Here is a 15392-nt window from a genome sequence, read left to right on the forward strand (position 1 = left end):
GCGAGTATTTCCACTCGGAGTGGTCGCCGACCTGATAGGGCTATCAGCCTCCGTCCGAAGTGAAGTTTTGTCGTTCGGGACTGCACCCGGTTTGGTTGACATCTGACCTGTGGGGATGAGTCTTCACGGTGAAAGGATGCTGCTATGCCGAAGCCGTTCCCCGAGGAGTTCCGCCGCGACGTGGTCGCGGTTGCCCGCAAACGTGAAGCCCCGCTGACCCAGATCGCGAAAGACTTCGGGATCTCCGAGCCGACCCTGCACAACTGGCTCAAGAAAGCTGACATCGAAGACGGCAACCGGCCAGGAATGACCAAGGACGAATCCGCCGAACTCCGCGAAGCGAAGAAACGAATTCGTTTGCTCGAGCAGGAAGCGGAAGTGATGCGACGAGCTGTCGCCTACCTGTCTCGGGACGTCAACCCAAAATGATATTCCCGCTGGTCCGCGACCTCGCTGGCGACGGAATTCCCGTCACGGTGACCTGCCGGGTGCTCGGTTTCTCCACTCAAGCGTTCTACAAATGGCGTGCTAACCCTGTGACACAAAGGGATTGGGACAACGCGCATCTGATCAACGCCGCTTACGACATTCACGCCGACGACCCGGCTTTCGGATACCGATTCATCGCCGACGAATTACCTGGGCGAGGCATCATCTCCGGCGAGAACCGCGTCGCCCGGTTGTGCTCGCAGGAACATATCTGGTCGGTGTTCGCGAAGAAGAAAGGACTGAACAGGAAGTCGGGCCCACCGGTTCACGACGATCTCGTGGCACGCAGGTTCACCGCAGAGAAGCCGAACCAGTTGTGGCTCACCGACATCACAGAACACCAGACCGACACCGGCAAGTTGTACCTGTGCGCGATCAAAGACGTGCATTCGAACAAGATCGTCGGCTACTCGATCGATCCGCGGATGAAAGCGTCGCTGGCCGTCCGCGCACTGACCAATGCCGTCGCTCTCCGGAATCCGACCGGAACCATCGTACATAGCGACAGGGGCAGTCAATTTCGATCAAGAAAATTCGTACAAACATTGTCCAACAACGGTTTACAAGGTTCCATGGGCAGGGTCGGAGCATGCGGTGACAATGCTGCCATGGAATCTTTCTTCTCACTGCTGCAAAAGAACGTCCTCGACCGGCAACGCTGGTCGACACAGGAACAGTTGCGGATTGCGATCGTGACGTGGATCGAGAGGACTTACCATCGCAAGCGCCGGCAACGGCGCCTAGGAAAGCTCACGCCGATCGAGTTTGAGACAATCAACCAGGCCATATCCGCGGCCTGAAACTATCAACCCCACAAGTCAACCGAAGTGGGGGCAGTCCCTTCGCCGATGCATTCTTCAACACGTTCGGTCCTTACAATGAACGTACGAACGCCTCGCTGCCAGTGGTGGACGCCGCAATCGACAAACTCATTTCTGCAATGAGCAGGGACAGTCTTACACCCGGCGGTTGGGGCGAGGCAATCTACGCGGCGGCCGATAGAGGGGTGATCGCCAAAGACCAAGTGGGCAGACTTTTGCGCGCGTACCTGGTTGCGAGCATGGACACAACCATCAATGCGATCGGCAGCGCGGCGTGGTTGCTCGCCGAACATCCCAGCGAGTGGTCCACGCTCCGTGCTGACAGAACACTGATCCGTTCAGCAGTCGAAGAGGTGGTTCGGTTCGAATCCCCGGTGCAACTGTTCTTCCGCCGCACGACCGCGCCTGTTGACCTCGGCGGTAGCGTGATTCCTCAGGGGGCACGAGTTGCGCTACTTTTCGGATCCGCAAACCGCGATCCCCGTAAATGGTCGGATGCAGACCGGTTCGACGTTCGACGATCCCCAAAAGACCACGTCGGATTTGGTTACGGCGTTCACAGTTGCGCTGGTCAGGGTCTAGCAAGAATCGAAGCTCACGCGATCTATTCGGCTCTGTTGAGTAGGGTCGAGCAGATCGAGCTTGCCGGTGTTCCTCGCAGACATCTCAACAACGTCATCCGCGGCCTTGAAAGTCTCCCAATCAGGGTGACCAAGTCGCGATAGATCACTCTGATCTACGCAACGCGACCGCGGCCGCCCTCGTCTTTTTCATCATCGTGATGCCGTCAGTTCCGGCTGCCGCCGTTGGCGGCCTCAGTGCCCTGCTCGCAGCGCTTCGCTCGCGGGTGATGATCGTCGAGCTGATCGGCCTTGCACTGATCGTCGCCGGACACTTCGGCAGCTATATCTTCATCGCCGTCTTTGACATCGGCGGCATACTCCGGAGTCTTCGTCGATTGCCGCTGGTCGCCGCCATGGTCGCACTACCCATCTGTTTATGACAGCTTGAGTCGAGACCACGGGCATTGACCCCGGAAGTTGGACTCTTTGATCCGTGCCGGTCAAAGTGAACCATCTATATGAGAGATGGGACAGAGTGATCCATAGGAGGTCACAGCTGCCCAAGTCGTATCCAAACTCAGTCCGGCGACAGTTCTCGCACCGTCTGCGAAGCGGTGACACAGTCGCCGATATCGCTACGGAATCCGGCATATGGCCGGCGACGTTGTTCCGGTGGAAAGACCAAGCCCTGATCGATGCGGGGTGCGGGACGGAGTATCGAGTATCGAGTCCGACGAGCTCGCATCGGCCCGCGCCCGCATCGCTGCACTCGAAGCCGAACTCGCATTGACCCGCGATGCGTGCGCCTTGTTCGACGACCAGTCGGTGGTGCCCCCAAAAGGAAGATCGCGATCGTCGAAGGACTGATCACACGAGGACATTCCAGCAGATCAGCATGTCGCATCACGGGTTTGAGCAGAGAGACGGGGGCACGAAATCATACCGAACATGGCGACCGTGGCCCCCGTCGTTCAGGACCACCTAAACGGTAACGGGCAGTCAGGATCAGCGAGGCACTTCTCCGTTCTCAGTTAGTTAGTCGACGAGGAGTTCGTCAGCCCATTCGGCGGTGGGCTGCTGGTGCAGTCCGAGATACAGGGCGGCGAGAACTTCGGGGGTGAAGCGGTCTTCGCCGCCACCAATGTTGCTGGCGATGGTGACACTGGTCACGTGCACGTTGGTGCCCTCCTGCTGGCTGTGCAGTGCTGTGGCGTAGGCACGCAGCGCGGCCTTCGCGACGGAGAGGGATGCGTATTCGGGTGAGGGTGCCAGCGCCAAGCCCACCGCCGGTGAACAGCAGGCTGCCGCGTCCTTCGTCGAGAGCAGGCAGCACGGTTTCTGCGTGCAACTTTGGCCCCCGAGCACACCCACGCCGAGAGCATTGGCCCACTCGTCGTCGTCGCCGTCGGTCGGTGTGTCCGTCGTAGGACGACGATCGTGGAAATTGCCCAGATGCACCCGGTCACCAGAAGGAGCAGTCCCGCCACCGCGGTCGTGAAGTACCTGAGTCAGAGGTTGTCGGATTTTCAGTAGACGTCCTGGCTGTAGCGACGCTGTCGCTTGAGGTTGGCAATGTAGTCCCACGCCGCGTCCTCGGGCATTTTTCCGTGCTTTGCGATGACCTCCACGAGGGCGGCCTCCACTGAGTGGGACATGGTGACGCCGTCACCACAGATGTAGAAGTGCGCGCCGTCCTGCAGCCAGGCGAACACCTCGGCGCCCCGCTCGCGCAGCTTGTCCTGCACGTAGACCTTGTGCTCCTGGTCGCGGGAGAACGCGGTGCTCAACTCGGTGAGCAGTCCGTCATGCTGCCATGTCGTGACCTCTTCTCGGTAGTGGAAGTCGCAACTCTCATGTTGATCGCCGAAGAAAAGCCAGTTCTTGCCGATTGCGCCGCAGGAGCGACGTTCGATCAGGAAGGACCGGAACGGGGCGACGCCGACGCCGGGACCGACCATGATGACGGGTGCATCGTCGGCCGGGAGGCGGAAACTGGGGTTGGGAGCGAGAAACACGGCGACCTGGGAGTCGGCGGGGAGGCCACCTGACTCGATGGCCGTCATGGTGCCGGAGCCGGCGCCGACGCGGTCGCGGCCGGCGCGGTGGTAGCTCACGCAGGAGACGAGGAGGTCGGTCTTCTTCGGGGAGTCGGTCGGGCTGGAGCTGATCGAGTACGACCGGTGTTGGAGCGATCCGAGGAGGTCGGCGATGCGGGTGGCGTCGCGGCGATCGAGGGGCACCATCTCCACGAGGTCGAGCGCGTCGCGGCCCCAGAGCCACGCGTCTATTGCCTCGCGGTCACGGGTACCGAGCAGGTGTTGCAGCTCCTCGTCGCCGGACTGCTCCGCAACCCACTCCACGAGATCACGGGACGGGAGGCGAAGTTCGAGGCGGTGGGAGAGCATCTCGCCCCAGGTCGCGCCCTGCCGGGGTGAGTTGTCGTCGGCGCTCACGCCGAGGGCGGCGATCAGCCCGTCCACGAGGTCGGCGGGGTTCACGGGGACCAGTCCGAGGGAGTCGCCGGGGAGGTACGCGATCCCGCTGTCGGCGAGGTCGACCTCGACGTGATGTACCGACTTGAGCGAGGCAGACCCGGAGAGCTTCGTCGACTGGGTGATGGTGGCGATGAACGGGTCCTGACGTGTCCATCGAGCGGCCGGGGCTTCCGGCGGCGAAACTTCGACGGTTGTGGGGACGACAGGGCTGCCGTCGCCGGCGGCGAAGGACGAGGTGACCGCGCTGATCCACTGCTTTGACGGACGTTCGTAGTCGAGGTCGCAGTCGAGACGGTCGAGCACCCGCTGGGCGCCCAGTTCGGCGAACTTCTCGTCGATCATTCGGCCGGCGGCACAGAAGAACTCGTACGAGGAGTCACCGAGCGCCAGCACCGCGTAGCGGATGGCCGAGAGGTTGGGGGCATCGCTCTCGATCTCGTCCCACAGGTCCTGAGCGCTGTCGGGCATATTGCCGTCGTCGTAGGTCGACGAGACGATCACGACGTGCGTCATGTCGGCGAGCTCGGCAACGCCGAACTCGTCCATCGACAGCAGCTTCGTCGCGTATCCGGCCGCGCTGAGAGCGTCCGACGCGTCCATCGCGATGATCTCGGCATTTCCTGTCTGTGAGCCGAACAGCACGTGAATGAAGGGACGATCGCTGCTGGATGACATGTGCACTCCTTGCCTGGTCAGGCATGTACTCGACGAACTTGTGACGGGTGTCACGTATGAATATCATGAGGAATTCCGGAATCGTTGTCAAGCGACAGCCACATAAACCTCATGAGGAAAATTCATCCGGAGGATTGACTTTCTCGTCGTACGCAGTTGTAATTGCGATCACATTACTTGTGGCCGACGTCTCATGGCCGCCGCCGGCGGTTTCGTGTTCGGCCCTTGGTCTCCAGTGTGATGAAAGGTGAAGCGAGATGAGCGACGTGACAACTGACTCGGCAACAAACCAGGCGCTCCGGATCCAGCGAGCCGGCCAGGTTCTCGGCAGATACGCCGTTGCCTGCGACGAGGCTGACGAGGCCGCGCTGGCGGCGCTTTTCCACCGCGAAGCGACGGCCGTGTACGACAAGGACGCGGATCTGGCCGGTGGCGCGGAGATCGCGGCGTGGGTCATCGGAGCCACGGCCCATCTCGTCTGGCAGCAACACGGACTCGTTGTCATGAAGGTCGACGTCGACGGAGATCGGGCCACCGTCGTCGCTTACCTCACCTCGCACCAGGTCTCGGCCCAGACGCCGGACACCGTGATGATGATGAACAGTCGGTACGACGCCGAACTGGAGCTCGTCGAGGACTCCTGGCTCATCCGTAAGCTCCATCTCTTGGTCGGCACTGTCGAGCATCGTCCGATCCAGCTCGGCACACTCATCAACCGGGCCAGTTCGGAGGCCCAGAATGCCTGAATCGTCGGCGATCGAAGTGCTCGAGGGACAGCAGAAGGGTGGCTGCCCGGTCGTCAACTTCGACTTCAACCAGCCGCTGCCGATCCACTCGTACTTCGAGGAGATGGACAGGCTCCGTGCATTGTCACCGATCGTGTGGAATACCTACGGTGGTGGCTTCTGGATGCTGCTCAACGACGAGACCGTCCGCGACGCGTTTCATAACCATGAGGTCTTCAGCAGCGATTCCACCATCCCGACGGTTCCCGAGCCGGACTGGCACTGGATCCCGACGATGGAGAACCCGCCGAAGCACAAGCTCTACCGACGCGTGCTCAACGCGCCGTTCTCGCCGCGTGCCATCCGCGACCGTGAGGACCAGATCCGCCAACATGCGATCAACTTCATCGATCCGTTGGTGGCTCAGGGCCGCGTGAACTTCATCGAAGCGTTCGCCAAGGAGTATCCCACCAAGGTGTTCCTGGAGATCCTCGGTCTCCCGCACGAGGACTCGGCGCAGTTCGTGCCGTGGGTCGAGACTGTGTTCGGCGGTCTGGGCTCGGCGTCCGACGTGGCGGCGACAGCGATGGCCGATGCTCAGGCCAGCATTCGCAACTACTTTGTCGACCTGTTGGCCGACCGCAAGGCCAATCCTCGTGAGGAGGACTTCTTCACCGACCTCTCGCACGCGAAGATCGGCGACGAGCCGATCACGGACGAGGAGTTCTACAACATCTGTGGCGTCCTTGTCCTGGCGGGCCTCGACACGGTCAAGAGCCAGCTCGGCTACATCATGCTGCACTTGGCGCAAACTCCCGACGACCGCCAGCGCATCCTGGATGAGCCCGAGCTGATCCCGGTGGCTGTCGAGGAGATGATCCGCGTCTACTCGATCGTCATGGACGGCCGCAAGATCGTCCAGGACACCGAGTTTCACGGGTGCCCGATGAAGGCCGGTGAGATGGCCATGCTCACGGTACCGTCGGCCACGCGCGACGAGACCAAGTACGCCAACCCTGCCAAGGTCGACTTCGACCGCACCGACTCCACGGGTCACTTGGCTTTTGCCGCCGGTCCGCACAAGTGCCTCGGCACGCACCTGGCCCGGCGCGAGCTGAACATCGCAATCGAGGAGTGGCACAAGCGCATTCCGCATTATCGCGCCGTTGACATCGACCAGCTCCGAGAGACCGGGCCGCAGCTGGGCCTCGAGGACTTGTGGCTCGAGTGGGACGTCACCGAATGACAGCCGTGCGTAGTCGCGAGGTCCATCTGGTCCGGCGCCCCACGAGCGGTGCGCCGAGTCCGGACGACGTCGCGATCGTGACCGTCGAGGTCGAAGCCTCCGCCGGCCAGGTGCTGGTTCGGAATACGGCCATGTCCGTCGAGCCCTACATGCGGGGTCGGATGTCCGAGGGGAGGACGTACGTTGAGCCTTACGCGCTCGGCGCGGCGATGGAGGGTCACGCCATGGGCGTCGTCGAGTGGTCCGACATCTGTGAGGTTCCGGTCGGCTCGGTCGTCGTCCACCAGTTCGGTTGGCGCGAGTATGTGGTGCTCGACGCGTCGCATGTCGAGGTCGTCGACGTCGACGGACTCGAGCCTACGGATCACCTGGGCGCTCTCGGGCAGACCGGAATGACGGCTTGGGTCGGCATGAATGTCATCGCCCGGGTACAGCCGGGGGACACGGTCTTCGTGTCGTCGGCCGCCGGCGGTGTCGGCGCGATCGCTGGACAACTCGCCAAAGCGAAGGGCTGCAAGGTAATCGGCAGCTGTGGTTCGCCCGACAAGGTCGCGTCGGTTGTGAAGAACTTCGGCTTCGACGTGGCCTTCGACTACCACGACGGCCGAGTGCGTGACCTCCTACGCGACGCAATCGAGAAGGTCGCCGAGCCCGGCCTCGACGTGTACTTCGACAACGTCGGATCGGAACATCTCGAGGCGGCAATTCGTGAGATGAACGACAACGGGCGTATCGCCCTGTGCGGGGCGATCGCGGTCTACAACGCCACTGGGCCGGTCCCGGGCCCACGTAACCTGCTGCAGATGATCTGGAGTCGCCTGCGTATGGAGGGTTTCATCGTGGGTGACCACGAGAATGTCCGCTCCGAGTTCCTGGCCGAGATGACCGATCTGGTCCGCCGCGGTGAGGTCACGAGTCCCGAGACCTACGTAGGTCACGGGATCGAGGAGGCCTTCTCCGGTTTCCTGACCTTGCTCGAAGGCGGTGCCGTCATCGGCAAGGCACTCGTGAGCCTGGGAGGGTCGAGTCGATGACCACTACCACGGTCGAGTCGATCCAAGACTTCGCGGAGCGTGCGTCGTCCTGGTACGCGGGCCAAGGCGTCACGCGAGCCGACCCCGACCAAGGTGCCGTCGGCGTCAGCAAGGCAGTCTTCCACGACCTCACGTACGACGACGAACTCGCCCTGATTCATGAGCTCACGGCGTGGGTGCGTACGCGCCACGACGCTGGGTTCGGTGCAGTGGCCTGGCCGGAATCGTTCGGGGGTGCCGGTCTCACGCCGGCCCACGACGCCGCACTGGCTCGGATCGAGAGCGACTACGACGTCCCGCGTCCCCATGAGTTGGTGTCGGTCACCCGCCACCTGATCGCCCCGACGCTGCGGGTCTACGACCGCACGCGGGAGATGCGCGAGCTCATCACCCCGATGCTCAGAGGCGACCTACTGGCTTGCCAGCTGTTCTCCGAGCCCGGAGCCGGCAGCGACCTGGCGAGCCTCGCTACCCGAGCCCGCCGCGACGGGGACGACTGGGTCATCACCGGCCAGAAGGTGTGGACCTCGGGGGCGCAGTTCGCCCAGTGGGGCGAGCTTCTGGCCCGAACCGACCCGGACGTTCCGAAACATCGTGGTATCACAGCATTCATGGTGCCGTTGGACGCGGAGGGGCTCGAAGTGCGCCCCCTGCGCCAGATGTCGGGCGGGTCCAGCTTCAACGAAGTGTTCCTGACCGAGGTACGCATCCCGGACGCTTACCGGATCGGTGAGGTCGGCGAGGGCTGGAAGGTCGCTCTCACGACACTTGGCTTCGAGCGCAACTCCAGCGGCGAGAACACCGATGTCGGTGGCTCGCTGGAACAGGTCATCGAGCTGGCCCGAGCCACGGGCGCCACGCAGGATCCGGTCCTGCGCCAGCAACTGGCCGACGTCGTTATCGCACACCGCCTCGCCGAAATCGCTTCTGCCCGTGACGCTGCCACTCCCGACACGACGGGAGTGGGCGGTTCGATGCGCAAGCTGCAGTGGACCGGTCGTCTCACCCGGATATCTGAATTTGTCGGTGAGGCGCTCGAGGGTGACCTGGTGGTCGACAACGGCGAGCCTGGATCCTTTGCCTGGACCGAGCACGTGCTCGGTGCACCGGGTTACCGCATTGCCGGTGGTAGCGACGAGGTGCAGCGCAACCTCATCGCGGAGCGGTACCTCGGCCTACCGGCTGAACCTCGCGGCGACAAGATGACGTCGTGGCGAGACATTCCCCGCTGACTATAAACACGAAGGACACTGACATGGGATCTCTAGACGGCAAGGTCGCACTGGTCACCGCCGGTACACGCGGTATCGGCCGGGGAATCGTGGAAGCCTTTCTCGCGGAAGGTGCATCGGTCGTGATGACGGGTCGATCCGCTGAGAAGGGGTCGCAAGCGTTAGCGGAGATCGGGCTGCCCGATCGAACGGCGTTCCTGGCCGGTGATGCGCGTGCCAAGGATGACGTAGCCGGTTGGGTGGCGTCGACGGTCGAGCAATTCGGCCGGATCGACGTGCTGGTCAACAACGCTGGTGGCAGTGACGGCTTCGCGCTGGTGCACGAACTGTCGGACGAGGCGTGGGACAACGCGTTCACATTTATCGTGGACTCGGCATTCTGGGCGACGCGTGCGGCGCTGGCGGTGATGCTCGAACACGGTGGTGGCCGGGTCATCAACATCTCCTCCGTCGAGGGAAAGATGGGAAACAAAGCTGCGGTCGCGCACTACATCTCGGCCAAGCACGCGATGAACGGCTTCACCAAGGCAGTTGCATTCGAGTACGGACACAAGGGAATTACGTCCAACGCGATCTGCCCCGGAGCCATTGAAACCGAGCGGACCAAGGAAGTCGGGCCCAAGTTCGCCGCCGAGAACGGCCTCACCTACGAGGAGTATCTCGCCAACTACGCCAAGGATGCCGCGACGGGTCGCCTCAACACCGTTGAGGAGATCGGGGCAATGGCAGTGCTACTCGCCGGTCCCGCCGGCGCCGGCATCACGGGTGCGCTGCTCAACGTTGACGGTGGCACCTCGCCCTACTGACGGTGGCACCCCGCCTCACAGACTGGCAAGTAAAGGCACAAAAGTATGGGCCTGAATCCGGTATTGCACTGGATTCAGGCCCATACTCTTGTGTGGAAAAGCGATCTGCATTGTGTGCCAGCGGTTTTCGTCGCCCAGTGAAGTGGCCGGCACCTCGATGCGTGGCGAATGCTTCCGGGCGTAAGCATCAGCTTCGGCGAGGGCAATTCTGATTCCCCTGGCGAGCCCTCATGTCTCGCCAGGGGAAAGTGTTGCAGCGGAGTGAAACTCGTGCACGGCGACGCGGTCAGGTCTTGGTCGTGGTCGAGTCGGCTGCTGTAGCTGTAGCTGTTGCCTCCCGCTGGAGCTTGCGACTTTTCTTCGTCTGCCCGACCACGCGGCTTGCCAGCGCCACCGCGATCAGTAGGGCAGCGCCCTGGAAGAGCGGCTGGATCCAGAAGGTGCCGGGTCCGAAGGTGAGCTGTAGCCCCTTCACGCCGAAGGCCAAGGCGAAGTACGCGATCAGCGTTCCCCACACATTGGGACGGCCTGCGAACTGCGAGGCGCCGAAGAAGACGGCAGCCAGGGCCGGGAAGAGCAGGCCAGGCCCGACGCTGGAGTTGAAGGTGCCGACCTTCATCGAGAATACGATGCCGGCGAAGCCGCCGATGACCGCCGAGGTCATGAGCGAGCCGTAGGTCAGGCGCTCGACGTTGACTCCGGCCAGGCGTGCAGCCTCCGGGTTGCTGCCGACGGCGAACAGTCGGCGGCCGACGGGGGTGTGCTCGAGGACGAACCACATGATGACAGCGAGCGCGAGCAGGTAGAGGGCGACGACCGGAATGCCGAAGATCTGGCCGTTACCGAGGTCGAGCCACGCGCGGCCGAAGGCACCGGTCATCTGTCGGTTGTTGGCCACGAAGAGCTGGAAAGCCAGAAGAACCTGGCTGACACCCAGCGTCGCGATGAGCGACTGCACCCGAAATTTCACGATGACCACGGCCGAGCAGAATCCGATCAGTGCACAGAACATCAGGACGCCGAATGTGACCTGCCACAACGGGATTCCGGGGTGGTTGATGCCGAACCAGTTCATGAGGACGAGGGCCGTGCCCATCGTGGCGCCGACCGACAAATCGTAGACCCCGGCCACCAGAGGCACCAGGAAGGCCAGGGCGACGATCGCCGTGACGACGCCCTCGCTGAAAGTCAGCCGCCACGTGACCGACGACAGGAAGGTGTCGGGGCGCAGGATGCCGAACAGGATCGTGAATCCGGCCCACAGGATGATGGCGCTGTAACGGCCGAGCGTCACGCTCAGTGGGGTCCTGGTCTTGCCGGAAGCCGATTTGAGACTGGGAGTCGTCGGGGTGGGCGAACCGGAGGTCGGGGTCTCGATGTTCATGTGGATGCTCCTGCGACTTGCGCATGGTCGATGGAAGGGGCGTCCAGGTCGACACCCCGGTGCAACTCGGCGACGACGTATCCGCGGGAGAGGACGAGCACGCGGTCGCACAGGCGAGCGAGTTCCTCACTGTCGGTCGAGGTGATGAGGACGGACATGGATGCGTCGGCGTAGTCGGTGATGATGCCGTGTACCTGCTCGCGGGCGCCGACGTCGATGCCTGCCGTGGGGTCGTCCAGCACAAGAAACTTCGGCTCGAGTCGCAGGGCACGGGCCACAAGGACTTTCTGCTGGTTGCCTCCGGACAGGGTGGTCATGGCGGCGTCGGGGCCCGCGGCGACGATGCCGAGGTCGTCGATCCACCGGGCGACCTCGGCTCGTTCCCGCGAGCGGTCCAAGCGTCCCGACACGGTGTGGCGGCCCAGGTCGCTGATCGTCACGTTGGTGCTCAGGCTCATGGTGCTGAAGACGCCGTACCGCGCCCGCTCACCGCAGATCCAGGCCATACCGGTCGAGAGTGCGTCGATCGGGTCGCCGGAGCTGACGGAGATGCCGTCGATCGTGACGGTGCCCTCGCTGCGGTGCTCGCGTCCGATCGTCAGGGCGGCGACTTCCTCGCGGCCCGAACCGGTGAGTCCGGCGACACCGACGATTTCGCCGGGCCGCACCTCGGCGCTGAAATCCAGGAGCGCGGTGCCTTGCAGACCGGTGATGCGGACGTTCGCGGGGGCTTCGGCGTGGGCTGTGCGCGGCCGCTCGACGTTTCTGACCAGCGAGGTACCGATGATCAGGTTCGTCAGCATTTCGTGGTTGACGTCGGTGGTCGCCACCGACGCCACCTTGACGCCGTCGCGGAGCACCGTGATGGAGTCCGAGACACCGAGGATCTCGTCGAGGTGATGCGAGACGAGGATGACGGAGTTGCCGGCAGCGGTCAGGCCGCGGATCGTGTCGAAGAGCGCTTCGACGTCGCGTGCCGGCAGGGCTGCCGTCGGCTCGTCGAGCACGATGAGAGCGGGATCGTCGTTGTCGGGGAGAGCTCGGGCGATCGCGATCCGTGTGCGTTCGGCAATGCCGAACTCGCCCACCGACCTGTTGACGTCGATCATCGGCCCGGTACGGGCCAGGCAATCGCGCGCGATTCCGCGGGCTTTGCCCCAGTTGATCTTCACGCCGAACTGCTTCGGGTAGACGCGTCCGAGCATGATGTTCTCGGTGATGCTCAGGTCGTTGACGAGGCCGAGGTCCTGGTGGACGAAGCGCACGTTGAGACGATCGGCGGCGGCGGCGGAGCCGAGTTCGAGCTCACGGCCCAGGACCGTGGCGCTCGCGCCTCGATCGGGCGAGTGGTAGCCGGCGAGGATCTTGATGAGTGTCGACTTGCCTGATCCGTTCTGGCCTACCAGCGCGTGAACCTCACCTGCCTTCACCGTGAGGTCCACGCCGTGGAGAACCACATGACCAGAGAACGTCTTCGAAAGTCCTCGGATGTCAAGGGCATTCATGATCAGTTGACACCCCAGAGCGTCTTGTACTGGTCTTTGAAGCCGTCCGGTCCGGGCCAGCCGTCCTTGAGGTCGGCGACAGCTTCGGCCTCTTCGACGGTGTCGATGATGTAGATCGGCGGGATGGCTGCGGTGCGTTCCTGATCCTTGTCCCACTCGTTGTTGGACACCCGAGCCATCTGATCGGCGAGCGTCCACATCGCGTTCTCCTGGGGGGTTGCGATCCAGGCATGAGACTCACCGTTGATGAGCGACTGGATCTGCGGTTGCTGCGGCTGGACGCCGACGACCTTGACGTTCTCCAAGCCGGCGCTGCGCAGGGCCTGGCCGAGGCCGGTCTCGAAGTTGCCGAAGGCGAGGTAGAGGTAGTTCACGTCCGGGTTCGACTGCAGGAACGAGATGATCGCGTTGGTGGATCCGCCGCTGCCGAAGACGTCGAGGGAGATGTCGACGGGCTGGCTTTTGCACGTGTCGCAAAATTCGTCGAGGGTGGCTTCGACGCCGGAGACTGCGCTGGACAGCGTCGGGAACTCCGGGATGTTGACGACGCCGATGGAGGCGTCCGCTCCGCTGTCCTCGATGACCCAGGAGGTCAGGACGCGTGAGTAGGTGTCGACAGCCGACAGGTCGTAGCAGTTGGCGAACAGGTTGTTGGCCTCGCCCGCGGGGATATCGCTCGAGTAGCAGCTGAAGTAGGGGATCCCGGCGGCGGCGGCGGAGTCGAACGCGTTCTGGAACGTCGCGATGTCGCTGCCGGTGCCGGCTATGTAATCGACCTTGAGGTCGACGGCCTGCTGGACTGCGGAACCGAAATCGGTTGCGGGGGCGTTGATCCCGGTGTAGCCCCACCCTAGGTTCGTGACGGCCTCCTTGAAGGCGTCGCCGAGGACCGTGCAGGTCGGGTCGGCGCAGACTATGAAGGCGACCGACTTCTTCGCCGGAGGGGCGCTGAGCGGCTTGGTCTGCTTGATCGCGGTGGGTGCGTCTTGGTATTGCGAGACAAGGCTCGTAACCTCTTGCGAGACTTCGCCCCCACCGGAGCGTTCGGCGTCGCTCGACGAGCTGCAAGCAGCCAGGGCGAGCGAGGCGATAACTGCTCCCGCGATGAGTGGGCCGAACCTGCGGTGCCGATTGAAATTCATAGTTCCTCCAACGGGGGTGTGCCAGTCAGTCGTCACATCGAAGGCAGGGCCTCGACGTCGATGTGATGTGGGACACGTTTGGATGTGCAGGAACAGTTTCAGTGCACGGGAGCGTCTTTGTCAATAGAACATCATGAGAAATTTTCTGAAAGATGATGATGAATTTTAAGTGGACTCGTGCTCTGCGATCAGTCAACTCACTGAATCGGCCCACGGTCGACAGCCCCGCCCGTCACGTGGTCGGGCAGGGCTGCCACTGCGAACCTCGCAGTGGGCGTGAGGCTTGGGCCTCAGAGACGCCAGTCGATGCGGCGCGAGCCGCCGTTCGGGTCGCGCTCGAGGTAGGTAGCAGTGACCTCGAGGATGTGCTCGGTCATGAGCTTGCGGGCTTTGGACGGGCGTCCGTCGAGGATGGCCTGGGCCAGGTCGGCGTGCGAGTGCGAGAGCATCTCGCGTTCGGCGATGGGGTCGACCGACTGCAGCACCTGCTCGGCGACGATGTGGGTCACGGCCTGTGTAACCAGGGTCAGCACGCGATTGCCCGACAGTGCTGCGATCAGCGCGTGGAAGTTGTTGAAGTCGTCGAACATCGCGATCTCGACCTGGGACTCGGTGTCGTACTGCAGGAATGGCGTGAACATCTCGCGCTTGGTCTTGCTCGAGGGGAGCTTCGCGGCGCGCTCGGCGAGCGTCGGCTCGAGCGCCGCCCAGGTATCGAGCAGTTCGGAGTACGTGGCGCCGCTCAGGTGGAAGTACAACGAGGTGGTGCGGGCCAGGTAGCCGGAGTTGAGGGGCGCGACGAACGGGCCGCCGCCGGGCCCACGCTTGATGTCGACGACGCCCTGGATCTCGAGGAGGCGGAGTGCCTCGCGGAGCGATTCGCGGCTGACTTCGTATCGCTCGAGCATCTCCGGCTCGGTCGGGAGCTTCTCGCCGACGCGCACGCTGCCCCCGACTATGTCGTCGACGATGCGCGACGCCGTGATCTCGGCGGCCTTCGGGGCGCGTTGGTGTGGGTTCTGGGTGTCGGCTGCGGAGAAGCCACGGGGTGCGTAGACGATCGGGAGCCCGTGAGTGGCGACGTCCGTCGCGTCGGCGGTCGACTCGCCGTCGTCGTCGGTGCGGCATGCGCTCATGAATAGTCCTTGCTCCAGATGTGTTGGTCCCGGAGCTCTGGGCTCGGGCGTGCCCAGTCTGACACCGTCCTCTGGAGGATTCACGGATATCGGTATCGAAATCGTGCTGGTGTGTCGCCGGATACGGCATTAATGGTCA

General features: G+C 63.3%; 14 protein-coding genes. 8 read left to right on the top strand and 6 right to left on the bottom strand.

From position 1 onward, the window contains the following. Positions 1 to 144: 144 nt before the first annotated feature. From ACVZUB_RS32830 to ACVZUB_RS32840, 3 genes are all read left to right on the top strand, one after another. A protein-coding gene (locus ACVZUB_RS32830) for an IS3 family transposase (protein ID WP_482628686.1) occupies positions 145 to 1289 on the top strand; the annotation gives its coding sequence in 2 pieces (ribosomal slippage) (positions 145 to 424 and positions 424 to 1289; 1146 coding nt in all). 140 nt (positions 1290 to 1429) lie between these two features. After that, the gene (locus tag ACVZUB_RS32835; RefSeq protein WP_482628687.1) at positions 1430 to 2035 is read left to right on the top strand and encodes a cytochrome P450; all 606 of its coding nucleotides are present in this window, start codon (positions 1430 to 1432) and stop codon (positions 2033 to 2035) included. A 56-nt stretch (positions 2036 to 2091) separates the two neighbouring features. After that, complete coding sequence (locus ACVZUB_RS32840) at positions 2092 to 2313, top strand: hypothetical protein (RefSeq protein WP_482628688.1); 222 nt, start codon at positions 2092 to 2094, stop codon at positions 2311 to 2313. A gap of 595 nt (positions 2314 to 2908) precedes the next feature. On the opposite strand, the gene ACVZUB_RS32845 is transcribed toward ACVZUB_RS32840, so the two are convergent. Further along, positions 2909 to 3331: a hypothetical protein gene (locus ACVZUB_RS32845; RefSeq protein WP_482628689.1), complete on the bottom strand. Its 423-nt coding sequence runs from the start codon at positions 3329 to 3331 to the stop codon at positions 2909 to 2911. 68 nt (positions 3332 to 3399) lie between these two features. Then, positions 3400 to 5043 (bottom strand): diflavin oxidoreductase, encoded by a 1644-nt coding sequence (locus tag ACVZUB_RS32850; protein ID WP_482628690.1) that lies wholly within the window; start codon positions 5041 to 5043, stop codon positions 3400 to 3402. Positions 5044 to 5300: 257 nt separating this feature from the next. Here ACVZUB_RS32850 and ACVZUB_RS32855 point away from each other — a divergent pair, with 257 nt between their 5' ends. Genes ACVZUB_RS32855 through ACVZUB_RS32875 form a run of 5 tightly spaced genes read left to right on the top strand, consistent with a single transcriptional unit; the run spans position 5301 to position 10086 of the window. Continuing rightward, a complete protein-coding gene (locus ACVZUB_RS32855) occupies positions 5301 to 5789 on the top strand; it encodes a nuclear transport factor 2 family protein (protein ID WP_482628691.1) in 489 nt (162 codons plus the stop codon). After that, positions 5782 to 7014, top strand: a complete 1233-nt coding sequence (locus tag ACVZUB_RS32860) for a cytochrome P450 (RefSeq protein ID WP_482628692.1) — start codon at positions 5782 to 5784, stop codon at positions 7012 to 7014. The genes ACVZUB_RS32855 and ACVZUB_RS32860 overlap by 8 nt, the downstream gene beginning before the upstream one ends. Continuing rightward, entirely contained in the window at positions 7011 to 8048 is a 1038-nt protein-coding gene (locus tag ACVZUB_RS32865) for an NADP-dependent oxidoreductase (RefSeq protein ID WP_482628693.1), read from the top strand. Before ACVZUB_RS32860 ends, ACVZUB_RS32865 begins: the two co-directional genes overlap by 4 nt. Beyond that, complete coding sequence (locus ACVZUB_RS32870) at positions 8045 to 9280, top strand: acyl-CoA dehydrogenase family protein (RefSeq protein WP_482628694.1); 1236 nt, start codon at positions 8045 to 8047, stop codon at positions 9278 to 9280. The genes ACVZUB_RS32865 and ACVZUB_RS32870 overlap by 4 nt, the downstream gene beginning before the upstream one ends. 23 nt (positions 9281 to 9303) lie before the next feature. Continuing rightward, positions 9304 to 10086 carry an SDR family NAD(P)-dependent oxidoreductase gene (locus ACVZUB_RS32875; protein ID WP_482628695.1) on the top strand — a complete coding sequence of 261 codons (783 nt, stop codon included), beginning with the start codon at positions 9304 to 9306 and terminating at the stop codon, positions 10084 to 10086. A 286-nt stretch (positions 10087 to 10372) separates the two neighbouring features. Here the strand turns inward: ACVZUB_RS32875 and ACVZUB_RS32880 are convergent, their stop codons facing one another. From ACVZUB_RS32880 to ACVZUB_RS32895, 4 genes are all read right to left on the bottom strand, one after another. Continuing rightward, a complete protein-coding gene (locus ACVZUB_RS32880; protein WP_482628696.1) occupies positions 10373 to 11470 on the bottom strand; it encodes an ABC transporter permease in 1098 nt (365 codons plus the stop codon). Then, the gene (locus ACVZUB_RS32885; protein WP_482628697.1) at positions 11467 to 12975 is read right to left on the bottom strand and encodes a sugar ABC transporter ATP-binding protein; all 1509 of its coding nucleotides are present in this window, start codon (positions 12973 to 12975) and stop codon (positions 11467 to 11469) included. The genes ACVZUB_RS32880 and ACVZUB_RS32885 overlap by 4 nt, the downstream gene beginning before the upstream one ends. A gap of 2 nt (positions 12976 to 12977) precedes the next feature. Beyond that, positions 12978 to 14117, bottom strand: a complete 1140-nt coding sequence (locus ACVZUB_RS32890) for a sugar ABC transporter substrate-binding protein (RefSeq protein ID WP_482628698.1) — start codon at positions 14115 to 14117, stop codon at positions 12978 to 12980. Between the two features lie 290 nt (positions 14118 to 14407). Beyond that, a complete protein-coding gene (locus tag ACVZUB_RS32895) occupies positions 14408 to 15253 on the bottom strand; it encodes a FadR/GntR family transcriptional regulator (RefSeq protein WP_482628699.1) in 846 nt (281 codons plus the stop codon). Positions 15254 to 15392 lie beyond the last annotated feature (139 nt).

The organism is Rhodococcus sp. OS5 (assembly GCF_056837585.1).